14 protein-coding genes and 2 pseudogenes are annotated in these 24938 nt (G+C 62.0%); 9 read left to right on the top strand and 7 right to left on the bottom strand.

Translation table 11 applies throughout. From position 1 onward, the window contains the following. From PVZ78_RS06755 to PVZ78_RS06770, 4 genes are all read right to left on the bottom strand, one after another. Positions 1 to 1859 (bottom strand): DUF5801 repeats-in-toxin domain-containing protein (locus PVZ78_RS06755; RefSeq protein WP_443218350.1); only part of this gene is annotated, 1859 nt, incomplete at its 3' end. A 355-nt stretch (positions 1860 to 2214) separates the two neighbouring features. Further along, the gene (locus tag PVZ78_RS06760) at positions 2215 to 6807 is read right to left on the bottom strand and encodes a T1SS-143 repeat domain-containing protein (RefSeq protein ID WP_273828416.1); all 4593 of its coding nucleotides are present in this window, start codon (positions 6805 to 6807) and stop codon (positions 2215 to 2217) included. A 263-nt stretch (positions 6808 to 7070) separates the two neighbouring features. Beyond that, the gene (locus tag PVZ78_RS06765) at positions 7071 to 11735 is read right to left on the bottom strand and encodes a T1SS-143 repeat domain-containing protein (protein ID WP_273828417.1); all 4665 of its coding nucleotides are present in this window, start codon (positions 11733 to 11735) and stop codon (positions 7071 to 7073) included. 164 nt (positions 11736 to 11899) lie between these two features. Further along, positions 11900 to 12364 carry a VOC family protein gene (locus tag PVZ78_RS06770; RefSeq protein ID WP_273828418.1) on the bottom strand — a complete coding sequence of 155 codons (465 nt, stop codon included), beginning with the start codon at positions 12362 to 12364 and terminating at the stop codon, positions 11900 to 11902. Positions 12365 to 12522: 158 nt separating this feature from the next. Here PVZ78_RS06770 and PVZ78_RS06775 point away from each other — a divergent pair, with 158 nt between their 5' ends. Then, on the top strand, positions 12523 to 13548 hold the full coding sequence (locus PVZ78_RS06775) for a fimbrial protein (protein WP_273828419.1): 1026 nt from the start codon (positions 12523 to 12525) through the stop codon (positions 13546 to 13548). Between the two features lie 86 nt (positions 13549 to 13634). Here PVZ78_RS06775 and PVZ78_RS06780 read toward each other — a convergent pair. Next, a pseudogene (locus PVZ78_RS06780) lies at positions 13635 to 14225 on the bottom strand (efflux transporter outer membrane subunit); the annotation flags it as partial. A gap of 1 nt (position 14226) precedes the next feature. Here PVZ78_RS06780 and PVZ78_RS06785 point away from each other — a divergent pair. The 8 genes and pseudogenes from PVZ78_RS06785 to PVZ78_RS06820 form a co-directional block, all read left to right on the top strand. Continuing rightward, positions 14227 to 14955, top strand: a pseudogene (locus PVZ78_RS06785) (ABC transporter permease); the annotation flags it as partial. Positions 14956 to 15185: 230 nt separating this feature from the next. Next, the gene (locus tag PVZ78_RS06790) at positions 15186 to 16802 is read left to right on the top strand and encodes a tryptophan halogenase family protein (protein WP_038633277.1); all 1617 of its coding nucleotides are present in this window, start codon (positions 15186 to 15188) and stop codon (positions 16800 to 16802) included. Further along, entirely contained in the window at positions 16802 to 17884 is a 1083-nt protein-coding gene (locus PVZ78_RS06795) for a monodechloroaminopyrrolnitrin synthase PrnB family protein (RefSeq protein ID WP_038633275.1), read from the top strand. The genes PVZ78_RS06790 and PVZ78_RS06795 overlap by 1 nt, the downstream gene beginning before the upstream one ends. Positions 17885 to 17927: 43 nt before the next feature. Then, positions 17928 to 19631, top strand: coding sequence for an NAD(P)/FAD-dependent oxidoreductase (locus PVZ78_RS06800; protein ID WP_273828420.1), 1704 nt, complete (start codon positions 17928 to 17930; stop codon positions 19629 to 19631). A gap of 24 nt (positions 19632 to 19655) precedes the next feature. Continuing rightward, positions 19656 to 20747, top strand: coding sequence for a Rieske 2Fe-2S domain-containing protein (locus PVZ78_RS06805; RefSeq protein WP_038633271.1), 1092 nt, complete (start codon positions 19656 to 19658; stop codon positions 20745 to 20747). Next, on the top strand, positions 20747 to 20893 hold the full coding sequence (locus PVZ78_RS06810; protein ID WP_041990065.1) for a flavin reductase: 147 nt from the start codon (positions 20747 to 20749) through the stop codon (positions 20891 to 20893). The genes PVZ78_RS06805 and PVZ78_RS06810 overlap by 1 nt, the downstream gene beginning before the upstream one ends. Beyond that, entirely contained in the window at positions 20890 to 22125 is a 1236-nt protein-coding gene (locus PVZ78_RS06815; RefSeq protein WP_273828421.1) for a cation:proton antiporter, read from the top strand. The genes PVZ78_RS06810 and PVZ78_RS06815 overlap by 4 nt, the downstream gene beginning before the upstream one ends. 24 nt (positions 22126 to 22149) lie before the next feature. Beyond that, on the top strand, positions 22150 to 22689 hold the full coding sequence (locus tag PVZ78_RS06820) for a flavin reductase family protein (RefSeq protein ID WP_273828422.1): 540 nt from the start codon (positions 22150 to 22152) through the stop codon (positions 22687 to 22689). Between the two features lie 691 nt (positions 22690 to 23380). Here the strand turns inward: PVZ78_RS06820 and PVZ78_RS06830 are convergent. Together PVZ78_RS06830 and PVZ78_RS06835 are read right to left on the bottom strand one after the other, a co-directional pair. Continuing rightward, entirely contained in the window at positions 23381 to 24193 is an 813-nt protein-coding gene (locus PVZ78_RS06830) for a hypothetical protein (RefSeq protein ID WP_146218551.1), read from the bottom strand. Between the two features lie 190 nt (positions 24194 to 24383). Beyond that, positions 24384 to 24878 (bottom strand): hypothetical protein, encoded by a 495-nt coding sequence (locus tag PVZ78_RS06835; protein WP_110176545.1) that lies wholly within the window; start codon positions 24876 to 24878, stop codon positions 24384 to 24386. Between the last annotated feature and the right edge of the window lie 60 nt (positions 24879 to 24938).

Genomic DNA, 24938 nt, shown 5'->3' on the forward strand with positions numbered 1-24938 from the left:
AGGTTAAGGGTGATGTCGTTTTCATCATTGCCGGCTGGATGGTCCAGCGGCTGCAGCAGGCTGAAGCTGTAGGCACCCGCGGCGCTAAGGCTGAAGGTGAAGACATCGACGGCGCCCGCCTTGGCGGTCAGGGTGTCGCCCAGGACGCTGTAGACCAGTGCCACTCCACCCGAACTCAGGGCCGGCAGACCGCTGGTGTCGCTCGACAAGGAGTAGGTCAGCGGTACGTCGGCACCCGACTGGAAGATCCCGGTCACGCTGCCGCTGGCCGTCGTTGCTTCGCCAGTCACATCGCCGATACCACCGGCAATGCCATTGGCCAGGCCGTCCTCATCGACGGTGCCAGCCGCAGGGGTACCGGCCGCTGCCGGTCCATCGTCCTCGAAGATCATCTGCGAGCCGATTTCGGCGGTGCTGGTAGAGGCTTGGCGCAGGGTGAAACCACCGATATCGAAATCGGCGTGGTTATCGCCCCTGGCATCGGTGGCTGCCCCGTTCTCGACCAGCACGCGATTGTGATCCGCGGTGGTGGTGTATTCAATCTGGTAGCCGGCCTTGACGCCGGTGATGGTTGCCACGCCGCCGGAAAAGCTGATGGCAATGCTCGGATCATTCACCGAACCGTCGGAGTTCTCGATCACCAGCCCGGTGCTTTTGTTGATCACGCGAATATGGGTGATGGCCACTGACGCATCGTTCGCATAGCCATTGATGAAATTCACGCCAGGTTCGGCCGCAGTGCTGTATGCGCTGACTTTCACCATCGCCGTCTTGCCGCCTTGCAGCTGCACGACATCGAAACTGGCTGTCTTGGTATTAAAGACCGCGGTGAAGTCGATATTGGATTCCACATCCGCTTCGTTCTGGTCCAGGTTGGGCACGGTCACGTTCTGCCGGGCGCCGGTGACGAACGAAATACGAATGCCTTCCTGTTCCACAATCATCTGGTTGTTGGTGCCCAGGGTGGTCGGGCCACCGCCCTGGCTGGTATTGATCGTATCGCCAGTGTTGATGTTCGCGCCGCTCGACTGGTCCGCCGGGTCCTTACCGGTGGCGATCAGCGTCGGATTGGTGATCCGCAAGACGCCACCGTCGTTGATCACCGTCGGGTTCGCTGCCGTGAACATCAGGAACAGGTTCTGCCCGGAGGGTGCATTGGCCAGGCTGAATCCCGCGTCCTGGACGGTGCTGACAAACACCTTGTTCAGCAGGTTGAGGGCATCGTCCGGGTTGCTGGCATCCGGATGCTTGAGCGGTTGGTATTCCACGGTCCAGAGCTTGCCGCCGGATACCGGCGATCCGGTCTCTTCGATATAGGCCGCGAACACAATCGCACCGGCAGGGCCACCGGCCCGGCCCAGCAGGATGTTGTTGTCCGTATCCGTATAGAGAAGGATGCTGGTGCCATCGAGGGTATCCAGCCCGCTGTCCAGGCCATTGAGCGGTGCGCCGAGGCTGTCGGTGAACTTGATATCGCTGACGTTCGTGCCGGGCGTCAGGGTGAAGGCATTGCTGCCCGTGTCGCCCACGGCACCGGTGTAGCCACTCAAGGCGGCGTCCGTTGCGGTTCCGGCCCCAAGGGTCGTCAACCGCGTAGCGAAGGCCGAGGGCAGGGCCGCCAGCAGGATGTCATTGTCGTCAGCGTCTCCGGCGGGGCTTGGCGTCGCAGTGGCGTTCTGCAACCCGGTGGTTTCGTCCAGGGTCACGCTCGCACCGTTCACCAGGATGGACGAAGCGCTGTTCACCTGGGCAGTGCTGACGGCCAGCGTGTTGTCGCTGGAGAAAACGGGGTAGAGAGCGGTGCTGGTGTCAGCGGTCAGGTCGTTCGTGGGGGATGGGTTTTTTTTAGAAATAGTCATGACGTTCTCCCGGGCAATTCCAGTCGTCGAAGCCGCACCTGGGCCCTCTGTTGGCAGATACGACAACTATGAAGATGCGTCGCAGATTGCGCATTGGCCGATACTCCCAGGCCGGATGGGAGTTTCAGCCCATGCGGCAGGGGACGCGGGAGGCGGTAAGGCAGCGATCGCGCAAAGGCCCCCGGAGGGGCTTTGGGTTAGCCTGCGATGGGCGGCGGCAGGCCCGTCGTAGAGCCGTTCGACGGGCGGCTTGAGTGTTCGGCGCGGCTCTCATGTCGGAGCTGTAGATAGGGGAGCCCAAAAAAAGCGAGGGTGGTTTCCAGGCCACCCTCGCTTGAGTTTGACGCGCCAGGTTTCAGACGCTGCCCAGCACAATATCGGTATTGAGCAGGTCGACCCCGACCAGGGTGATGGTCGTCAATTGTCCGCCGGTCTCGGCCACCGTCACGATACTGTCGGCGCCGGCGTTGTTGATCGACTGCACAGTGGCGCCCGGGTCACCAATAAGCACCACCGCATCGCGCTGGCCTGCGCCGGCATCGAAGCCTGTGACCTGGTACTGGTTCTCGGCCACCGACAGGTCGATGTTGAAGGCATCCCGCTCACCCGTGGTGCCCACCAGCCTGAAGTCGAAGAGGGCATCGGCCGGGTCGTTGGCGAACAGGTTGGCGTCGAACGCGCTGGTCGCGGTGTCGCCATCCTTGTCCGTCACCGTCGCGTTGAACGCCAGCTTGATATCGCTGGCCAGGCTCTCGGTTTCCTGAATGAACTCGATCACCGGGATCTTGATCGTACCCTTGCCCATGGTGAGCTGGACCGCATCGATCTTGTGGATGTCGTCCCACTCCAGGGTAAAGGATGTCTGGCCTCCCGCTTCCGCATGCAGGTCGGCAGCCTGCACCTTGATGGGCGCGCCCGAGGTCGTGCCGTTGTCGAAGTAGATCGTGTAGTACAGCTCTTCCGTGGCCGGGTTGTAGCCCTGTACCGAGTTGTCGATATAGACCTTCATGGCCGTCAACAGCGTCTCGGGGTTGACCACGAAGCTCTCGTCACCGGCATTGATGCCGGCGGTGGTGTTGCCCTCCAGGTTGTTGTTGGCGATGCCGATACCGGACGTGCTGACGTTCAACGCCGCCGTGCCGATGAACGACGGCAGGGGGTTGGTCTGCAGTTGCGCTTCGGTCGGGTCGGGCGCCCCGAGCCCTATGCCGGTCAGGATGCTGTTATCGCCGGTTTGCGGTGCCAGCGGATTGGCACCAAAGAACACCACCTCTTCGGTGCCTATCGTCAGCGTGCGCACAGGGTCCGGCCCACCGGCATCCAGCGAGCCATCGGCACTGCTGAGGACGATGACCGAACGGAAGCCTTCCTCCAGGTCCAGGGCATAGGTGCCGTTGGCGTAGGCACTCAGGGTGTAGTGGACGGTGGTATCGGCGGTGGCCGCGTTGTTGTCGAAATCACCGGTCAAGGTGCCCGCGAACTGGTAGGCGCCATTGCCATCGGGTGATGGCGACTGCTCGACCAGCGTGCCGGTCCCGGTGGTGGTGGTGTCATCCGGCCGGACCAGGGTGAACTGGTTGTTCACCAGCGAAATGTCCAGGCCGGCTGCATTCAGCCCGTCGGCGCCGGCCCCCAGGTTCCAGTAGCCTTGTTGCGCCAGCTGGGTGCCGGTGCCGATCAGGTTGCCGAAGGCCAGGGTCGGGGTGTCGTCATCGACGGTGATCACCAGCTTGTCGGCCGCGGCGGTCACCGTGTCGCCGTCCTTGTCGGTGGCTTGCAGCAGCGTGCCGAGGTTGATCGTGATGTCGTTCTCGTCGTTACCGGCTGCGTGATCCAGCGGCTTGAGCAGGGTGAAGGTGTAGGCACCCGCTACCGTGAGGCTCAGGGTGAACACGTCGGTTGCGCCCGCCTTGGCGGTCAGGGTGTTGCCCAGGACGCTGTAGGCCAGTGCCACCCCGCCGGAACTCAGGGCTGGCAGGCCGCTGGTGTTACTCGACAAGCTAAAGCTCAGCGGCACGTCGGCCCCGGACTGGAAGATACCGGCCACGCTGCCGCTGGCGACAGTCGCCTCACCGGCCACATCGCCGACACCGCCGGCAATGCCATTGGCCAGGCCGTCCTCATCGACGGTGCCAGTCACCGCAGTGCCATTGGCGGTTGGCGTGTCGTCATCGACGGTGATCACCAGCTTCTCGGCGGCGGCCGTTACCGTGTCGCCATCCTTGTCCGTGACTTGCAGCAGGCTACCCAGGTTGATGGTGATGTCGTTCTCGTCGTTGCCGGCTGGATGATCCAGAGGCTGGAGCAGGGTGAAGGTGTAGGCCCCGGCGGCACTGAGGCTGAAGGTGAATACATCGACGGCACCCGCCTTGGCGGTGAGGGTATCCCCCAGCACGCTATAGACCAGTGCCACGCCACCGGAACTCAAGGCCGGCAGGCCGCTGGTATCGCTCGACAAGGAAAAACTCAGCAGTCCATCGGCACCGGACTGGAAGATCCCCGTCACGCTGCCGCTGGCCGTCGTTGCTTCGCCAGTCACATCGCCGATACCACCGGCAATGCCATTGGCCAGGCCGTCTTCATCGACGGTGCCGGCCTCGGCGGCTCCGGTTGCCGTTGGCGTATCGTCATCGACGGTGATCACCAGCTTCTCGGGCGCGGCCGTTACCGTGTCGCCGTCCTTGTCCGTGGCTTGCAGCAGGCTACCCAGGTTGATGGTGATGTCGTTCTCGTCATTGCCGGCTGGATGGTCCAGCGGCTGCAGCAGGGTGAAGCTATAGGCACCCGCGGCGCTGAGGCTGAAGGTGAACACATCGACTGCACCGGCCTTGGCGGTGAGGGTGTCGCCCAGGACGCTGTAGACCAGTGCGACCCCGCCCGAACTCAGGGCCGGCAGGCCACTGGTATCACTCGACAAGCTAAAGCTTAGCGGCACGTCGGCACCGGACTGGAAGATCCCGGTGACGCTGCCGCTGGCCACGGTGGCTTCACCCGCTACATCACCGACACCGCCGGCAATGCCGTTGGCCAGGCCGTCTTCATCGACGGTGCCGGTCACGGCGGTGCCGGTCGCGGTTGGCGTATCGTCATCGACGGTGATCACCAGTTTCTCGGCGGCGGCGGTGACCGTGTCCCCGTCCTTATCCGTGGCTTGCAGCAGGCTGCCCAGGTTGATGGTGATGTCGTTCTCGTCATTACCGGCCGCGTGATCCAGCGGCTTGAGCAGGGTGAAGCTATAGGCCCCCGCGGCGCTGAGGCTGAAGGTGAACACATCGACTGCACCGGCCTTGGCGGTCAGGGTGTCGCCTACCACGCTGTACACCAGCGCCACCCCGCCGGAACTCAGGGCTGGCAGGCCGCTGGTGTCGCTCGACAAGCTAAAGCTCAGCGGTACATCGACGCCGGACTGGAAGATCCCGGTGACGCTGCCGCTGGCCACGGTGGCCTCGCCGGCCACATCGCCGACACCGCCGGCAACGCCATTGGCCAGGCCGTCTTCATCGACGGTGCCAGCCACGGCGGTTCCGGCTGCGGCCGGCCCATCGTCCTCGAAGATCATCTGCGAGCCGATTTCGGCGGTCGTGGTGGCGGCCTGGCGCAGGACGAAGCCACCGATGTCGAAGTCGGCGTGGTCATTGCCCTTGGCGTCCAGGGCGGCGCCGTTCTCGATCAGTACGCGGTTGTGGTCCGCGGTGGTGGTGTATTCGATCTTGTAGCCGGCCTTGACGCCAGTGACGGTGGCCACCCCGCTGGCAAAGCTGATGGCAATGCTCGGATCATTCACCGAGCCGTTCGAGTTCTCGATCACTTGCCCGGTGCTGTTGTCGATGACCAGAACACTGGTGATGGCCACCGACGTATCGTTCGCATAGCCGTTGACGAAGTCCGTGCCGCTTTCAACCGCGGTGCTGAAGGCACTGATTTTTACCACCGCACTCTTGCCGCTTTGCAACTGCACCACATCGAAATTGGCGGTCTTCGCATTAAAGACCGCGGTGTAGTCGATGTTGGCTTCGACATCCGCTTCGTTCTGATCCAGGTTGGGAATGGTCACGTCCTGCCGGGCGCCGGTGACGAAGGTAAAACGAATGCCTTCCTGTTCCACGATCATCTGGTTGTTGGTGCCGAAGGTGGTCGGCCCGCCTGCCTGGCTGGTGTTGATGGTGTCACCGGTGTTGATGTTGACGCCCGTCGACTCGTCGGCGGGGTCCTTGCCGGTGGCGATGATCGTCGGATCGCTGATCCGCAGGACACCCCCGTCATCGACCACCGTCGGGTTGGCTGTGGTGAACATCAGGAACAGGTTCTGCCCGGAAGGCGCATTGGCCAGGCTGAACTTCAGGTCCTGGCTGGCACCGACGAACACCTTGTTCAGCAGGTTGAGGGCATCGTCCGGGTTGCTCGCGTCCGGGTGCTTGAGCGGTTGGTATTCCACGGTCCAGAGCTTGCCGCCCGAGACCGGCGACCCGGTTTCCTCGATGTAGCCGGCGAACACGATGGCGCCGTCAGGGCCACCGGCCCGGCCCAGGACGATGTTGTTATTGTCCGTATCGGTATAGAGCAGGATGCTGGTGCCATCGAGGGTATCCAGGCCGCTGTCCAGGCCATTGAGCGGCGCGCCCAGGCTGTCGGTGAACTTGATATCGGTAATGTCCGCGCCGGGCGCCGGGTTGAGGGTGAAGGCATTGCTGCCGGTGTCACCCACGGCACCGGTGTAGCCACTCAAGGCGGCATTCGTTGCGGTACCCGCGCCAAGGGCGGTCAAGCGGGTGGCGAAGGCCGAGGGCAGGGCGGCCAGCAGAATGTCATTGTCGTCGGCGTCCCCCGCAGGGGCCGGCGTGGCCGTGGCGTTCTGCAACCCGCTGGTTTCGTCCAGGGCAACATTGACGCCGGTCGCTACCACGAGCGGGTCGCTCGTGAGGGATAGGTTTTCTTGCAGGGTGGTCATGACATTCTCCTAGGCAGTTCCAGTCGTTGGGGCCGCACTGGGCCCTCTGCTGGCAGATGCCACAACTATGGGGATGCACCGCAGAATGCGCATTGGCCGATACTCCCAGGCGGGCTGGGAGTTTCAGCCTACCTGGGCGGGGAAGCGGGATGAGGCGCAGGCGCCGTGCCCTTCAAGCCTTGCGCTGCTTGAGCGTTCGGCGCGGCAAAAAAAAACGAGGGCGGTTTCCAGGCCACCCTCGTTTTGGTTTGACGCGCCAGGTTTCAGACGCTGCTCAGGACAATGTCGGTATTGAGCAGGTCGACCCCGAGCAGGGTGATGGTCGTCAGCTGTCCGCCGGTCTCGGCAATCGTCACGATGCTGTCGTTGCCGGCATTGTTGATCGACTGCACAGTGGCGCCCGGGTCACCAACGAGTACCACCGCATCGCGCTGGCCTGCTCCGGCATCGAAGCCTGTGACCTGGTACTGGTTCTCGGCCACCGACAGATCGATGTTGAAGGCATCCCGTTCACCCGTGGTGCCCACCAGCCTGAAGTCGAACAAGGCGTCGCTCGGGTCGTTGGCGAACAGGTTGGCGTCGAATGCGCTGGTTGCCGTATCGCCATCCTTGTCCGTGATCGTGGCGTTGAACGCCAGCTGGATATCGCTGGCCAGGCTCTGGGTTTCCTTGATGAACTGGATCACCGGGACCTTGATCGTGCCCTTGCCCATGGTGAGCTGGACCGCGTCGATCAGGTGGCTGCCATCCCACTGGACGGTGAAGGATTTCTGGTTTCCGGCCTCCGCGTGCAGGTCGGCGGCCAGCACCTTGATGGGCGCGCCCGAAGTCGTGCCGTTGTCGTAGTAGATCGTGTAGTACAGCTCTTCCGTGGCCGGGTCGTAGCCCTGTACCGAGTTGTCGATAAAGATCTTCATGGCCGTCAACAAGGTCTCGGGGTTGACCACGAAACTTTCGTCACCGGCATTGATGCCCGCCGTGGTGTTGCCCTCCAGGTTATTGTTGGCGATACCGATGCCCGAGGTGCTGACGTTCATGGCCGCCGAACCGATGAACGATGGCAGCGGGTTGGTCTGCAACTGGGCTTCGGTCGGGTCGGGCGCCCCGAGCCCGATACCGGTCAGGATGCTGTTGTCGCCGGTCTGCGGTGCCAGCGGATTGGCGCCGAAGAACACCACCTCTTCGGTGCCTATTGTCAGTGTGCGCACCGGGTCCGGCCCACCGGCATCCAGCGAGCCATCGGCACTGCTGAGGACGACGATCGAACGGAAACCTTCCAGCAGGTCCAGGGCATAGGTGCCATCGGCCTTGGCGGTCAGGGTGTAATGGACAGTGGTATTCGCCGTGGCCGCATTGTTGTCGAAGTCGCCGGTCAGGGTCCCGGCGAACTGGTAGGCGCCATTGCCATCCGGTGACGGCGACTGCTCGACCAGCGTACCGCTGCCGGTGGTGGTGGTGTTATCCGGCCGGACCAGGGTGAACTGGTTGTTCACCAGCGAAATGTCCAGGCCGGCCGCGCCCAGCCCATCGGCTCCGGCCGCCTTGTTCCAGTAGCCTTGTTGCGCCAGGTCGGTCCCGGTGCCGATCAGGTTGCCGAAGGCCAGGGTCGGCGTATCGTCATCGACGGTGATCACCAGCTTGTCGGCTGCGGCGGTCACCGTGTCGCCGTCCTTGTCCGTGGCTTGCAGCAAGGTGCCCAGGTTGAGGGTGATGTCGTTCTCGTCGTTGCCGGCTGCGTGATCCAGAGGCTTGAGCAGGGTGAAGGTGTAGGCACCCGCTACCGTCAGGCTCAGGGTGAACACGTCAGTCGCACCGGCCTTGGCGGTCAGGGTGTTGCCCAGGACGCTGTAGGCCAGCGCCACTCCGCCGGAGCTCAGCGCTGGCAGGCCACCGGTGTTACTCGACAGGGAATAGCTCAGCGGCACGTCGGCTCCGGACTGGAAGATCCCGGTCACGCTGCCGCTGGCGACAGTTGCCTCGCCAGCTACGTCACCGACACCCCCGGCGATGCCATTGGCCAGGCCGTCCTCGTCGACGGTGCCGGTCACGGCAGTTCCGTTGGCTGTTGGCGTATCGTCATCGACGGTGATCACCAGTTTCTCGGCCGCGGCGGTCACCGTGTCGCCGTCCTTGTCGGTGGCTTGCAGCAGGGTGCCGAGGTTGAGGGTGATGTCGTTTTCGTTATTGCCGGCGGGGTGATCCAGGGGCTTGAGCAGGGCGAAGTTGTAGGCCCCCGCTGCGCTGAGGCTGAAGGTGAACACATCGACGGCGCCCGCTTTGGCGGTCAGGGTGTCACCCAGCACGCTGTACACCAGTGCCACCCCGCCCGAGCTCAGGGCTGGCAGACCGCTGGTATTACTCGACAGGGAATAGCTCAGTGGCACGTCGGCCCCGGACTGGAAGATCCCGGTGACGCTGCCGCTGGCCGTGGTGGCTTCGCCAGCCACGTCGCCGACGCCACCGGCGATGCCATTGGCCAGCCCGTCTTCATCGACGGTGCCGGTCACGGCGGTGCCGGTTGCCGTTGGCGTGTCGTCATCGACAGTGATCACCAGCTTCTCGGCCGCAGCCGTCACCGTGTCGCCGTCGCTGTCGGTGGCTCGCAGCAACGAGCCCAGGTTGATCGTGATGTCGTTCTCGTTATTGCCGGCCGGGTGATCCAGGGGCTTGAGCAGGGTGAAGCTGTAGGCACCGGCGGCGCTGAGGCTGAAGGTGAATACATCGACCGCGCCCGCCTTGGCGGTGAGAGTGTCGCCCAGGACGCTGTAGGTCAGCGCCACGCCACCGGAACTCAACGCCGGCAAGCCGCTGGTGTCACTCAACAGGGTATAGCTCAGCGGCACGTCGGCCCCGGACTGGAAGATGCCACTCACGCTGCCGCTGGTGTTGGTGGCCTGACCCGCCACGTCGCCGACACCACCGGCAATACCATTGGCCAGGCCGTCTTCGTCGACGGTGCCGGTCACGGCAGTTCCGGCCGCGGTTGGCGTATCGTCATCGACGGTGATCACCAGCTTCTCGGCGGCGGCCGTCACCGTATCGCCATCCTTATCCGAGGCCCGCAGCAACGAGCCCAGATTAATCGTGATGTCGTTCTCGTCGTTGCCCGCCGCATGATCCAGCGGCTTGAGCAGGGTAAAGCTATAGGCGCCTGCCGTGCTGAGGCTGAAGGTGAACACATCGACGGCGCCCGCCTTGGCGGTGAGGGTATCGCCGGCCACGCTGTACACCAGCGCCACTCCACCCGAACTCAATGCCGGCAGGCCGCTGGTATCGCTCGACAAGCTAAAGCTCAGCGGCACATCGACGCCGGACTGGAAGATCCCGGTGACGCTGCCGCTGGCCACAGTGGCCTCGCCGGCCACGTCGCCGACACCGCCGGCCACACCGCTGGCCAGGCCGTCTTCATCGACGGTACCGGCCACGGCGGTTCCGGCTGCGGCCGGTCCATCGTCCTCGAAGATCATCTTCGAGCCGATTTCGGCGGTCGTGGTGGAGGCCTGGCGCAGGGTGAAGCCACCTATGTCGAAGTCAGCGTGGGTATTGCCCTTGGCATCGAGGGCCGCGCCGTTTTCGATCAGTACCCGGTTGTGGTCCGCGGCCGTGGTGTATTCGATCTGGTAGCCGGCCTTGACGCCGGTGATGGTAGCCACGCCACCCGTAAAGCTGATGAGGATGCTCGCATCGTTCACCGAACCGTCCGAGTTTTCGATCACCAGCCCGGTGGCGTTGTTGATCACGCGAACATTGGTGATCGCCACCACCGTATCGCCGGCATAGCCGTCGATGAAAGCCTCCCCGGATTCAGCCGCGGTGTTGAAGGCACTGATCTTGACCACGGCACTCTTGCCGCCTTGCAGCTGCACGATATCGAAATTGGCCGCCTTGGCATTGAACATCGCGGTGAAGTCGATGTTGTCTTCCTCATCGGCTTCGTTCTGGTCCAGGTTGGGAATGGTCATGTCCTGCCGGGCGCCGGTGACGAAGGTAAAACGAATGCCTTCCTGTTCCGTGATCATCTGGCTGTTGGTGCCGAAGGTGGTCGGGCCACCCGCCTGGCTGGTGTTGATGGTGTCGCCGGTGCTGATGTTGACGCCCGTCGACTGGTTGGCGGGGTCCTTGCCGGTGGCGATGATCGTCGGATCGCTGATCCGCAGGACACCGTTATCGTCGACCACTGTCGGGGTGGCCTTGGTGAACATCAGGAACAGATTCTGCCCGGAAGGCGCGTTGGCCAGGTTGAATGTCAGGTCCTGGCTGGCGCCGATAAACACCTTGTTCAGCAGGTTGAGGGCATCGTCCGGATTACTGGCGTCCGGATGCTTGAGCGGCTGGTATTCCACGGTCCAGATCTTGCCGCCCGAGACCGGCGACCCGGTTTCTTCGATATAGGCCGCGAACACGATTGCGCCGCCAGGACCACCGGCCCGGCCCAGCAGGATGTTGTTGTCCGTATCGGTATAGAGAAGGATGTCGATGCCATCCAGGGTATCCAGACCGCTGTCCAGGCCATTGAGCGGCGCGCCCAGGCTGTCGGTGAAGCTGATATCGATATTGGTCGCGCCGGGCGCCAGGTTGAGGGTGAAGGCATTGCTGCCGGTGTTGTCCGCGGCACCGGTGTAGCCACTCAAGGCCGCGCCTGTCGCGCTACCGGCGCCTAGGGCACTCAACCGGGCAGCGAAGGCCGAGGGCAGGGCGGTCAGCAGGATGTCATTGTCGTTGGCGTCTCCTGCCGGGGCTGGTGTGGCGGTGGCGTTCTGCAACCCGGCGGTTTCGTCGAGGGTCACGCTTGCACCGGTCGCCACGACCATCTGCGCGCTGTCCGTCAGCGCAGTGCTGGTCAGTGTGTCGTTGCTGGGGAAGGCGGGGTACAGAGCGGTAGGGGTATCAGCGGTCAGATCGGTGGTGGGGGATTGGGGGGTGGTCATGACAGGTTCCTCGGCGTTTCTAGTTGTGGGGGCCGCACTGGGCCCCTCTGCTGGCAGATGTCACAACTATGGGGAGGCCTGGGAGGTTGCGCATTGGCCGATACTCCCAGGCCGTCTGGGAGTTTCAGCCTATGCGGCGGGGGGAAGCGCTGGCGCCTGTTGCCTTATCTGTTCTCGGCGAACGCCTCCTCGATAAAGGCCTCCAGCTCTGCTTCTTCAAGCAGCTCGATGGAAAAATGCCCGAAGCGTTTCGGTAGCCAGAGGATGCGCGTCCCGCTGGGCGACTGGAGATTGTCGCGCGACAGGGGTTTGCCGTTCTCGTCTTCTGGCTGCACACCCGCGGCCAGCAACTCGTCGTAGGCGGCCTCGATGTCCGGGGTGCAATAGCAGTGACGGTAGATCGTGCCTTCGCCGTTGCTGTCCATCAGCGCCTTGAGATTGCCGGCAAAGGGTTGCACCAGCATCAGGCGCTCGGTGCCGAACCTGACGATCGCATAACGCACATGCAAACCGTCGCGCTGCCAATCCAGGGTCCTGGAAATCCTCGCGCTGAAGATCCGGGCGTAATACCCACAGGCTTGCTCGAGGTCTTTGACCAGAACATCCACGTGGCTGAACTTTAATTTCATGAGCTCTCCTGATGAAAAAGGCAGCGGGGTGCGGCAATGACTTTGAGAATCCTCTGATTCATCCCTTGCAGTGGCCCTGCGTAGACTGCCGCCCCTACGCCGATTCCCACCAAGGGAAGCTGCACCGCCAATCTGCACTCGGATCGAGGAGAAACGTTTTGAAAACGCTACGACAGGTGGAGCTGCTTGCACTGATCTTGGGATGCATCATGGGAACTTCTGCCTACGCAGCGGATTATTGCGACAGGCCTAGCACAAACCTCACGCCATTGAATCCGTCGATCATTTCCAGTCTTCCAGCCATTACAACCTTGAAGTACGCCCCCATTGGCGGGGTCATGGCGTCCTACGAAGTCGCGGCTGGACGCCTTTCTGGAGGATGGTCATTGTGCGAGAAGTCTGAATGGGGAATGACCGCAGTTGTTACCAGCCTTACATCGAGAGGCAGTCAAGGGCTTTATGATTCTGGTGTTCCCGGGGTCGGCATTCGCATTGGGCACCGTGCCAGCGTTAACGGGCACACCCGCTATCCACCGTATAGATATGTGGGTATTGAGGCCGCCATACTCTATTTTCCCAATATAGTGACAATAGAGTTTGTGCGTACAGACCTCGGTGTCGGAAAGGGGGATATGACTTCCTTCAACTACAAGACCAGTTACTTTATTGACACCAGCTACACCACTCCGAGGCGAGCGGTTTATGCCATCGAAGGAACGGGCCTTAAAACCAAGCTTGAACATAACGCCTTCTTCACTACCTGCTACACCCCCAAGAGCAGTACCGAGGTCAATATGGGGCGTCCCGCGGCAGAGCAAGTAAAACACGGGTCGGTCCAGGACGTTCCATTCGCCCTGGATGTTGTGTGCGAGGGCTTCAATCCCACGGTCAAGCCACCGGTGAAGGTCTATTTCGAGGGCAACTCCGTTCGGGATGGCTTGCTGAATCTGAACGGTGTCGGCCAGCCTGGCGTCGCCAAGGGCGTTGCCATCTCGCTGACCAACGACAAGAACGTGGCCCTGCCATTCAGCCAGGACAAGGCGGTGGCCCTGGATTGGCAATCCAGCGGTCCCGGCACCGAGATGTACCGTTTTGTCGCAAAGGCGCGCTATGTCCCCACAGGTACAGAAGTCGCCGCCGGCAAAGCCGATGCAACGCTGACCTATGTACTGGAATACAACTGAGCGCGTTTCCCGCCCCGGAACGCACGAAAAAGCCACTCGCCGGAGTGGCTTTTTTGTGCCCGGGCTGCCTGGCCTGCACGCCGTTGTCAGGGCGTGCGCTGCGCCAGCGCCGGGTTCGACTCCGCCTTCCAGGACCCGCCCAGCGCCGTGTACAGGTTGACCTCGGCGATCAGCTGCGCCAGCCGGTCGTTGATCAGCCCCTGTTGTGCGCTGAACAGCGAGCGTTGCGCGTCGAGGAACACCAGGTTGCTGTCGGCGCCGGTGCGGTAGCGGTGTTCCGCCATCCGGTAATAGTCCTGGGTGGCTGCCACCAGGCTGCGCTGGGCGTCGAGCTGATCGCTGTAGGTCTGGCGCGCGGCGAGGCCGTCGGCGACTTCCTGGAAGGCGGTCTGGATCGACTTTTCGTACTGGGCGATGCTGATCTCCTTCTGCAGCTTCGCGTAGTCGAGGCTGGCCCGCAGGCTGCCGGCATTGAAGATCGGCAGGTTGATCTGCGGCTGGAAGGCCCAGCTGCCGGAGCCGCCCTTGAACAGCCCGGCCAGCTCCAGGCTGGAGGTGCCGGCGTTGGCCGTCAGGCTGACGCTGGGGAAGAACGCGGCGCGGGCCGCGCCGATATTGGCGTTGGCGGCCTTGAGCTGGTACTCGGCCTGGAGGATGTCGGGACGGCGTTGCAGCAGGGTCTATTCCGGCACCAGCTTCGGCGACAGCCGGGCGACGGCCATCGAGACCCTGGTACCGGCCGATGTCGCGGCCCTCAACCAGCTGTATTACGTCGACAGTGCCACCCCGGTGGTGGGGCGCAACATGTTGCTGCGCTACCGCAATATTGACCTCGACGCCCAGGTCAACGGTGTCAGCGACCAGTACTTCCAGGTGCGCGGGCTGAAGCTGGCGGCGAGCATCGCCTTCAGCGAAAGCGACGCCCGGCGCCAGGCCCAGGTGGTGGTCATCGACCACAACGCCCGCCATCGCCTGTTCGGCCCCGGGGAGGCCCCCCTGGGCCAGGTGATCCTGGTGGGCAACCTGCCGTGCACGGTGATTGGCGTGACTGCGGAGAACAAGAACATGTTCGCCGCGAGCAAGGCGCTGAATGTCTGGGTGCCTTATGAAACTGCGGCCGGGCGTTTGCTTGGCCAGCGCTACCTGGACAGCATCTCGGACATCCGCCAGCAGTTCCTGGTGGAGGCGGTGATGGTCTGCCTGATCGGCGGGATGATCGGCATTTCCCTGTCCTACGCCATCGGCTACCTGTTCTCGCTGTTCGTCAAGGAATGGGAAATGGTGTTCTCCCTGGGCTCGATCGTCACCGCGTTCGCCTGCTCGACCCTGATCGGCATCGTCTTCGGCTTCGTGCCGGCGCGCAATGCGGCGCGGCTGGACCCGATCGAAGCCCTGGCGCGCGATTGAAGCCTGCCCAGGGCTGAGCCTGGAGCGCTCGGGCCTGTACGCAAAACCTTCTTTTATAGCCAATGCCCTTGCATTTGAGAATGCTAATTCGGAAACGGAATTTGCGTCGCTTTCCCTGCAGGCTAGAGTCTCTACTCTAACCAGCACATTGATGTGCCTCTTGCACGGATTGCACGAGACTGGCGGCCTTCCCCTCGTCACAGGCAGTCCGCCTTGAAACAAGGAGTGTTATGAACAAGCCGATCAAGAATATCGTCATCGTGGGCGGCGGCACTGCGGGCTGGATGGCCGCCTCGTACCTCGTCCGGGCGCTCCAGCAGCAGGCGAACATTACGCTCATCGAGTCTGCGGCGATCCCCCGGATCGGCGTGGGCGAGGCGACCATCCCGAGTTTGCAGAAGGTGTTCTTCGACTTCCTCGGGATACCGGAGCGGGAGTGGATGCCCCAGGTGAACGGCGCGTTCAAGGCCGCGATCAAGTTCGTGAATTGGAGAAAGTCTCCCGACCACTCGCGTGACGATCACTTCTACCATTTGTTCGGCAACGTGCCGAACTGCGACGGCGTGCCGCTGACCCACTACTGGCTGCGCAAGCGCGAACAGGGCTTCCGGCAGCCGATGGAGTACGCCTGCTACCCGCAGCCCGGGGCGCTCGACGGCAAGCTGGCACCGTGCCTGGCCGACGGCACCCGCCAGATGTCCCACGCGTGGCACTTCGACGCGCACCTGGTGGCCGACTTCTTGAAGCGCTGGGCCGTCGAGCGCGGGGTGAACCGCGTGGTCGACGAGGTCGTGGAGGTTCGCCTGAACGACCGCGGCTACATCTCCACCCTGCTCACCAAGGAGGGGCGGACGCTGGAGGCGGACCTGTTCATCGACTGCTCCGGCATGCGGGGGCTCCTGATCAATCAGGCCCTGAAGGAGCCCTTCATCGACATGTCCGACTACCTGCTGTGCGACAGCGCGGTCGCCAGCGCCGTGCCCAACGACGACGCGCGGGAGGGGGTCGAGCCGTACACCTCCGCGATCGCCATGAACTCGGGGTGGACCTGGAAGATTCCGATGCTGGGCCGGTTCGGCAGCGGCTACGTCTTCTCGAGCAAGTTCACCTCGCGCGACCAGGCCACCGCCGACTTCCTCAACCTCTGGGGCCTCTCGGACAATCAGCCGCTCAACCAGATCAAGTTCCGGGTCGGGCGCAACAAGCGGGCGTGGGTCAACAACTGCGTCTCGATCGGGCTGTCGTCGTGCTTTCTGGAGCCCCTGGAATCGACGGGCATCTACTTCATCTACGCGGCGCTGTACCAGCTCGTGAAGCACTTCCCCGACACCTCGTTCGACCCGCGGTTGAGCGACGCATTCAACGCCGAGATCGTCCACATGTTCGACGACTGCCGGGATTTCGTTCAGGCGCACTATTTCACCGCGTCGCGCGAAGACACCCCGTTCTGGCTGGCGAACCGGCACGAGCTGCGGCTCTCGGACGCCATCAAAGAGAAGGTTCAGCGCTACAAGGCGGGGCTGCCGCTGACCACCACGTCGTTCGACGATTCCACGTACTACGAGACCTTCGACTACGAATTCAAGAACTTCTGGTTGAACGGCAACTACTACTGCATCTTTGCCGGCCTGGGCATGCTGCCCGACCGCTCGCTGCCGCTCTTGCAGCACCGACCGGAGTCGATCGAGAAGGCCGAGGCGATGTTCGCCAGCATCCAGCGCGAGGCCGAGCGTCTGCGCACGAGCCTGCCGACCAACTACGACTACCTGCGGTCGCTGCGTGACGGCGACGCGGGGCTGTCTCGCAGCCAGCCCGGACCGACGCTCGCGGCGCGGGAAATCCTCTAGTGGAACGCACCTTGGACCGGGTATCCGCATTCGCGGCCACGCACGCTGCCGTGGCGGCCTGCGATCCGCTACAGGCGCGCTCGCTCGTTCTGCAGCTGCCGGGCCTGAACCGTAACAAGGACGTGCCCGGCATCGTCGGCCTGCTGCGCGAGTTCCTCCCGGCGCGCGGCGTGCCCTCCGGCTGGGGCTTCGTCGAAGCCGCCGCGGCGATGCGCGACATCGGGTTCTTCCTGGGGTCGCTCAAGCGGCACGGACATGAGCCCGCGGACGTGGTGCCCGGGCTTGAGCCGGTGCTGCTCGACTTGGCACGCGCGACCGACCTGCCGCCGCGCGAGACGCTCCTGCATGTGACGGTCTGGAACCCCGCGGCGGCCGACGCGCAGCGGAGCTACACCGGGCTGCCCGACGAAGCGCACCTGCTCGAGAGCGTGCGTATCTCGATGGCGACCCTCGAGGCGGCCATCGCGGTGACCGTCGAACTGTCCGAGGTGCCCCTGCGCTCGCCCGCGTTCGCGCCAGGGTGCGACGAGCTGGCAGCCTATCTGCAGAAAATGGTCGAATCGATCGTCTACGCGTACCGCTTCATCTCGCCGCAGGTCTTCTACGATGAGCTCCGCCCCTTCTACGAACCGATTCGGGTCGGGGGCCAGAGCTACCTCGGCCCCGGTGCCGTAGAAATGCCCCTCTTCGTGCTGGAGCACGTCCTGTGGGGCTCGCAATCGGACGACCAGGTTTATCGAGAATTCAAGGAGACGTACCTGCCCTATGTGCTTCCCGCGTACAGGGCGGTCTACGCTCGGTTCGCCGGGCGGCCGGCGCTCATCGACCGCGTGCTCGGCGAAGCGCGGGTCGGTGCGCGGGGCGAGCCCGTCCGCGCTGGGCTGACAGCCCTCGAGCGGGTCTTCAAGGTCCTGCTGCGCTTCCGCGCGCCTCACCTCAAATTGGCGGAGCGGGCGTACGAAGTCGGGCGAAGCGGCCCCACAACCGGCAGCGGGGGCTACGCGCCCAGCATGCTCGGCGATCTACTCACGCTCACGTGTGCCGCGCGGTCCCGCATCCGCGCCGTGCTCGACGAATCCTGACGCGCACGGCCCAGGTGTTATCTCACAAGGAGAGTTTGCCCCCATGACTCAGAAGAGCCCCGCGAACGGGCGTGATAGCAACCATTTCGACGTGATCATCCTCGGTTCGGGCATGTCCGGCACCCAGATGGGGGCCATCCTGGCCAAGCAACAGTTTCGCGTGCTGATCATCGAGGAGTCGTCGCATCCGCGGTTCACGATCGGCGAATCGTCGATCCCCGAGACGTCTCTCATGAACCGCATCATCGCCGATCGCTACGGCATTCCGGAGCTCGACCACATCACGTCGTTCTACTCGACGCAGCGTTACGTCGCGTCGAGCACGGGCATCAAGCGCAACTTCGGCTTCGTGTTCCACAAGCCCGGCCAGGAGCACGACCCGAAGGAGTTCACGCAGTGCGTCATTCCCGAGCTGCCGTGGGGGCCGGAGAGCCATTATTACCGGCAAGACGTCGACGCCTACCTGTTGCAAGCCGCCATCAAATACGGCTGCACGGTCCACCAGAAGACGAGCGTGAGCGAATACCACGCCGATAAAGACGGCGTCGCGGTGACCACCGCCCAGGGCGAACGGTTCACCGGCCGCTACATGATCGACTGCGGAGGACCCCGTGCGCCGCTCGCGACCCAGTTCAAGCTCCGCGAAGAACCGTGTCGCTTCAAGACGCACTCGCGCAGCCTCTACACGCACATGCTCGGGGTCAAGCCGTTCGACGATATCTTCAAGGTCAAGGGGCAGCGCTGGCGCTGGCACGAAGGGACCTTGCACCACATGTTCACGGGCGGCTGGCTCTGGGTGATTCCGTTCAACAACCACCCGCGGTCGACCAACAACCTGGTGAGCGTCGGCCTGCAGCTCGACCCGCGTGTCTACCCGAAAACGGACATCCCCGCACAGCAGGAATTCGACGAGTTCCTCGCGCGATTCCCGAGCATCGCGGCGCAGTTCCGGGACGCCGTGCCGGTGCGCGACTGGGTCAAGACCGACCGCCTGCAGTTCTCGTCGAACGCCTGCGTCGGCGAGCGCTACTGCCTGATGCTGCACGCGAACGGGTTCATCGACCCGCTCTTCTCCCGGGGGCTCGAGAACACCGCGGTGACCATCCACGCGCTCGCGGCGCGCCTCATCAAGGCGCTACGCGACGACGACTTCTCCCCCGAGCGCTTCGAGTACATCGAGCGCCTGCAGCAAAAGCTTTTGGACCACAACGACGACTTCGTCAGCTGCTGCTACACGGCGTTTTCGGACTTCCGCCTGTGGGACGCGTTCCACAGGCTGTGGGCGGTCGGCACAATCCTCGGGCAGTTCCGGCTCGTGCAAGCCCACGCAAGGTTCCGCGCGTCGCGCGACGAGGGCGACCTCGATCACCTCGACAACGACCCCCCGTACCTCGGGTACCTGTGCGCGGACATGGAGGAGTACTACCAGTTGTTCAACGACGCCAAGGCCGAGGTCGAGGCCGTGAGCGCCGGGCACAAGCCGGCCGAGGAGGCCGCGGCGCGGATTCACGCCCTCATCGACGAACGAGACTTCGCCAAGCCGATGTTCGGCTTCGGGTACTGCATCACCGGGGCCAAGCCGCAGCTCAACAACTCGAAGTACAGCCTGCTGCCGGCGATGAAGCTGATGTACTGGACGCAAACCCGCGCGCCGGCAGAGGTGAAAAAGTACTTCGACTACAACCCGATGTTCGCGCTGCTCAAGGCGTACATCACGACCCGCATCGGCCTGGCGATGAAGAAGTAGTCGGCCGACGACGACAGAAAAACGATGAACGACATTCAATTGGATCAAGCGAGCATCAAGAAGCGTCCCCCGGGGGCGTACGACGCGACTACGCGCCTGGCCGCGAGCTGGTACGTCGCGATGCGCTCGGACGCCCTCAAGGACAAGCCGACAGAGTTGACGCTCTTCGGCCGTCCCTGCGTGGCGTGGCGCGGAGCGACGGGGCGGGCCGTGGTGATGGACCGCCACTGCTCGCACCTGGGCGCGAACCTGGCTGACGGGCGGGTCAAGGACGGGTGCATCCAGTGCCCGTTTCACCACTGGCGGTACGACGAGCAGGGCCAGTGCGTTCACATTCCCGGCCACAACCAGGCGGTGCTCCGGCTGGAGCCCGTGCCGCGCGGGGCGCGCCAGCCGACGTTGGTCACCGTCGAGCGATACGGCTACGTGTGGGTCTGGTACGGCTCCCCGCAGCCGCTGCACCCGCTGCCTGAAATCGCCGCGGCCGACGTCGACAACGGCGACTTCATGCACCTGCACTTCGCGTTCGAGACGACAACGGCGGTCTTGCGGATCGTCGAGAACTTCTACGACGCGCAGCACGCGACCCCCGTGCACGCGCTCCCGATCTCGGCCTTCGAGCTCAAGTTCTTCGACGATTGGCGCCGGTGGCCGGAGGTTGAGTCGCTGGCCCGGGCGGGCGCGTGGTTCGGTGCCGGGATCGACTTCACCGTGAACCGGTACTTCGGCCCCCTCGGCATGCTGTCGCGCGCGCTTGGCCTGAACATGTCGCAGATGAACTTGCACTTCGATGGCTACCCCGGCGGGTGCGTCATGACCGTTGCCCTGGACGGAAACGTCAAATACAAGCTGCTCCAGTGTGTGACGCCGGTGAGCGACGGCAAGAACGTCATGCACATGCTCATCTCGATCAAGAAGGTGGGCGGCGCCCTGCGCCGCGCGACCGACTTCGTGCTGTTCGGGCTGCAGACCCGGCAGGCAGCGGGGTACGACGTCAAAATCTGGAACGGGATGAAGCCGGACGGCGGCGGCGCGTACAGCAAGTACGACAAGCTCGTGCTCAAGTACCGTGCGTTCTACCGGGGCTGGGTCGACCGCGTCGCGAGTGAGCAGTGATGCGTGAAGCCGAGCCGGCCTCGGCCACGTCGCTCCGCCAGGCGCTCGCGAACCTGGCGAGCGGCGTCACGGTCATCACCGCGTACGGCGCGGCGGGCCCGGTTGGGCTCGCAGCCACCCGCTTCGTGTCGGCGAGGTATTCATGACTATCTGGCTGTTGCAACTCGTGCTGGTGATTGCGCTCTGCAGCGTCTGCGGCCGCATTGCCGAACGGCTCGGCCAGTGCGCGGTCGTCGGCGAGATCGCGGCCGGCCTGCTGTTGGGGCCTTCGCTGTTCGGCGTGATCGCACCGGGTTTCTACGACCTGTTGTTCGGCCCAGGTGTGCTGTCAGCGATGGCGCAAGTCAGCGAAGTCGGCCTGATACTGCTGATGTTTCAGGTCGGCCTGCATATGGAGTTGGGCGAGACGCTGCGCGGCAAGCGCTGGCGCATGCCCGTCGCGATCGCAGCGGGCGGGCTCGTCGCACCGGCCGCGATCGGCATGATCGTCGCCATCGTCTCGAAAGACACGCTCGCCAGCGACGCGCCGGCGCTGCCCTATGTACTCTTCTGCGGTGTCGCACTTGCGGTATCGGCGGTGCCGGTGATGGCGCGCATCATCGACGACCTGGCGCTCAGCGCCATGGTGGGCGCACGGCACGCAATGTCTGCCGCGATGCTGACGGATGCGCTCGGATGGATGCTGCTTGCAACGATTGCCTCGCTATCGAGCGGGCCTGGCTGGGCATTTGCGCGCATGCTCCTCAGCCTGCTCGCGTATCTGCTGCTGTGCGCGCTCCTGGTGCGCTTCGTGGTTCGACCGGCGCTTGCGCGGCTCGCATCGACTGCGCATGCGGCGCGCGACCGCTTGGCCGTGTTGTTCTGCTTCGTAATAGTGTCGGCACTCGCGACGTCGCTGATCGGATTCCATAGCGCATTTGGCGCACTGGCGGCGGCGCTGTTCGTGCGGCGTGTGCCCGGCGTCGCGAAGGAGTGGCGCGACAACGTCGAAGGTTTCGTCAAGCTTGTGCTGATGCCGGTGTTTTTCGCGTATGCGGGGCTGCATGCGTCAATCGGCACGATCGACGACGCGGGATCATGGATGTGGTTCGGTGTATTCCTCGCGGGCGGATTCATCGGCAAGTTCGGCGGCAGCTATCTGGGCGCGCGTACCACCGGGCTTGCGCCACACGATGCGATGCTGGTGAGCTCGTTGATGAATACGCGCGGCTTGATGGAGCTGATCGTCCTGTCAATCGGCCTGCAGATGCAGATCCTTCCACCAAAGGTCTACACGATCCTCGTGGTGTTCGCGCTGGTGACGACGGCGCTGACCGCACCGCTGGTTCGATTTACGCTGCGCGTGCAATCGCGTGCAATGAGCCAACAGGCCGCCTGAGCCAGCTTGAGGGGAGAGATCACCATGAGTGCCGCCACCGAAACCAAGGCTCACGATTTGCTCGATGCCGAGGGCCGCGATGTCCGCGAACTGCGCAACGTGCTGGGGCAGTTCGCTACCGGTGTGACCGTGATCACCACGCGCATCGCCGACGGCCGCAACGTCGGTGTGACCGTCAACTCGTTCTCCTCACTGTCGCTGTCGCCGGCGCTGGTGCTCTGGAGCCTGGCACGCACGGCACCGAGCCTGAAGGATTTTTGCTCGGCGAGCCACTTCGCCATCAACGTGCTGGGCGCGCACCAGCACCACTTGTCGGAGCAGTTCGCACGGGCAGCCGCTGACAAGTTCGCCGGTGTAGCTCATTCCTATGGCAAGGCGGGAGCCCCGGTGCTGGACGATGTGGTGGCAGTGCTGGTGTGCCGCAACGTCACCCAGTACGAGGGCGGTGACCACCTGATCTTCATTGGCGAGATCGAACAATACCGATACAGCGGCGCAGAACCGCTGGTCTTCCATGCAGGCCAGTACCGGGTTGCCGCCGCGCATCCGGCACTGGCGAGCTGACACTGCCGATCGTTTGCCGCAAAAGTTACCAGCCAGACCCTGCAGGCAAGCCATCGTCCAGAAAGCGGGTCAACCCCAATCAAGTCTAAAAACCCTAAGGATGGTCTGGAAAAGCCCCTTCTCGAAAAATGCAATCCAGTAACCATGTGGCTTACAGGTCTACGGTTCCGTAAAAAGCGGGCTTTTTCATCGTTGCCAGCGTGCTGGCGCTATCGTTGTTATTTAGCGGGGGTTCGTACTACTGCATCGAACGGCCGGCGTTGAAGCTGCGTCATGGGCTTCGGGCCGGCGCGAGGCATGAGTCGGCGCAGGGGCGGGAAGTAACGGCTTGATGCGGGTGGTGGCTGGCGTCGCCGCCTGGGCCCATGAGGGTTCCACCTTCTACATAATTTCATTTACTTGACCAGTCATTTGCATCGAACTTGACTAGCGCTTCGTAACTATAACCGGCAGAGAATTACTCAGGTTGTGTGAAAATATTTTAGAAAACGTTTTGTGGTTGAAAGAGTAACTTGCACAAGCTGAAAAATAGATTTTTCGTATATGTCATTATGCCGAAGTTGCTTTGGCGGAGGCCACATTTTTATCTCCTTTGCCCTCATTGCAGGCTATGCAGCACTTGGCGATATTTATGCGGGTAACGGTTCTGGCATCGTTGATGACAATTTTTCAAGAGGGTTTGACTCAATTGTTATTTTTTACCAATAATCTCTTTTGTGGAGTAGGCAATAAAGCTCAGAAGTGAAAAACATTTTAGAGAGTTTATTTCCGTTCCATAGTCAAGGTGATTTCGGTGGCCGTGCATTATGCCATTGCGATTTGGAGCTTTGCTTTTTGCTTGTGCACTGCTTTTAGATATTCCGGCGTTATGGTGATTTTTAAGTTTGAATGGTTCAAGGAATACATCGGTAAACATATTTGCTTCAATTTTACCGTTTTCTATTAGCTTTTTGATTTTTTCTTCTGTGTCGTTGCCGGTAAAAAGAAAGCTTTTAAGGGATTCGCAGCAAACCCCATCTGCTTGTGCTAGAAAGAGGGGTATGGCAGCAATATAAGCTCCTGATTTGTGCAGGCTAAAGGCCGCTTCGAGGATGTGTGCTCGGTTAGGACAAAGCTCAATTATTCTTTGTGTAATATCCTCCCAGTCGGCGTTGAGGTGCATGCTCATTAACTCATCCACAGATTGTGGTTCTGTTTCTGGGGTATAGAAAAAGGTAAACCAATTCGGATACCAGCCACTTTCGGCCATTACGCTGATATCTGCTTTTCTTGCTTGTTGCCAACACTGAGCGGCCTCTGTAATTTTGGCTAAAGTGGTGGCTATCTGATCAAGAAAGGGGTGGTGCGCCTTCAAGGTTCTCTGAAAGTCTCTGGCTATTGGTCCTATAGTTTCATCAATCTTCTGAATGTATGGGAGCATTGTTTGGTTAAGATGATGATTTATTTTTTGTGCGGGAGCGGTAACTTGCTCGATTTTTTCTAGAAACTTCTCAAGATTATTCATGGCTTAAATTACATAACGTTCAGGTCAAGGGACGGCCGCTTGTGGCCGTCCCAGTCAGTGAAATGAGCTATTTAAACTTACTTTTTTTTCCGGCTCACTGCTGGCTCTTTAGACTTTTTAACGTATTCAGTAGTCGGTGGAGGAGGTGGGGGCGTTTTGTTACTGTTTTGAGTTTTCTTTTCTGTGTCACTCATTTTGTAATCTCCATATATATAGTTAATGAAGCGGCGACAGCTAGCCCCCAAGCGCTTATGGCTAGCTCTTGGTAGGCCAATTCAAGATTCTTTGATTTTTCATCGATTACTTCTGCAAGTTGCTCTAGTGTACCAATGTAGCAGTTGTATAGGTATGTTGATTGGGTTTCTATATCAACAGCGGTAATGTACTCAGCGGCTACTCTGCTTCGCGGGAGTACAGGGCACTCTCCAATACGCAGCGCCAACAAGGAGTGCCCCCATGCACAAGATATGGAAAATGAGCCTATTAGAAATGCTATGAGAATAATCCAGCCAGCTGGGGATTCTGGATGAAATACAATTCCTTTATTTGTTCCTGCGATTGCAGTGATTGCGCCTATTACTACGGATGCAAAGGTTAGGAGCTTCGCGCATTTATTTTCAAAATGATCAAATCGAGACTGCTCTTCGCTGTAACGATCTTTTAGGTATTCCAGTGTTGTCTTCATGTTGGTCTTGAAGGAGTCCTATAGCGATTAGGCTAACGGCGACAGAGCACCGTCCCAGCG

The organism is Pseudomonas sp. SBT1-2 (genome assembly GCF_028640875.1).
Lineage (GTDB): Bacteria > Pseudomonadota > Gammaproteobacteria > Pseudomonadales > Pseudomonadaceae > Aquipseudomonas > Aquipseudomonas chlororaphis_I.

Coding starts and splice junctions, on each gene's coding strand:
- PVZ78_RS06820 (WP_273828422.1), top strand. CDS start 22,150: ATGAGTGCCGCCACCGAAACCAAGGCTCACGATTTGCTCGATGCCGAG.
- PVZ78_RS06810 (WP_041990065.1), top strand. CDS start 20,747: ATGCGTGAAGCCGAGCCGGCCTCGGCCACGTCGCTCCGCCAGGCGCTC.
- PVZ78_RS06770 (WP_273828418.1), bottom strand. CDS start 12,364: ATGAAATTAAAGTTCAGCCACGTGGATGTTCTGGTCAAAGACCTCGAG.
- PVZ78_RS06760 (WP_273828416.1), bottom strand. CDS start 6,807: ATGACCACCCTGCAAGAAAACCTATCCCTCACGAGCGACCCGCTCGTG.
- PVZ78_RS06805 (WP_038633271.1), top strand. CDS start 19,656: ATGAACGACATTCAATTGGATCAAGCGAGCATCAAGAAGCGTCCCCCG.
- PVZ78_RS06790 (WP_038633277.1), top strand. CDS start 15,186: ATGAACAAGCCGATCAAGAATATCGTCATCGTGGGCGGCGGCACTGCG.
- PVZ78_RS06835 (WP_110176545.1), bottom strand. CDS start 24,878: ATGAAGACAACACTGGAATACCTAAAAGATCGTTACAGCGAAGAGCAG.
- PVZ78_RS06800 (WP_273828420.1), top strand. CDS start 17,928: ATGACTCAGAAGAGCCCCGCGAACGGGCGTGATAGCAACCATTTCGAC.
- PVZ78_RS06765 (WP_273828417.1), bottom strand. CDS start 11,735: ATGACCACCCCCCAATCCCCCACCACCGATCTGACCGCTGATACCCCT.
- PVZ78_RS06815 (WP_273828421.1), top strand. CDS start 20,890: ATGACTATCTGGCTGTTGCAACTCGTGCTGGTGATTGCGCTCTGCAGC.
- PVZ78_RS06830 (WP_146218551.1), bottom strand. CDS start 24,193: ATGAATAATCTTGAGAAGTTTCTAGAAAAAATCGAGCAAGTTACCGCT.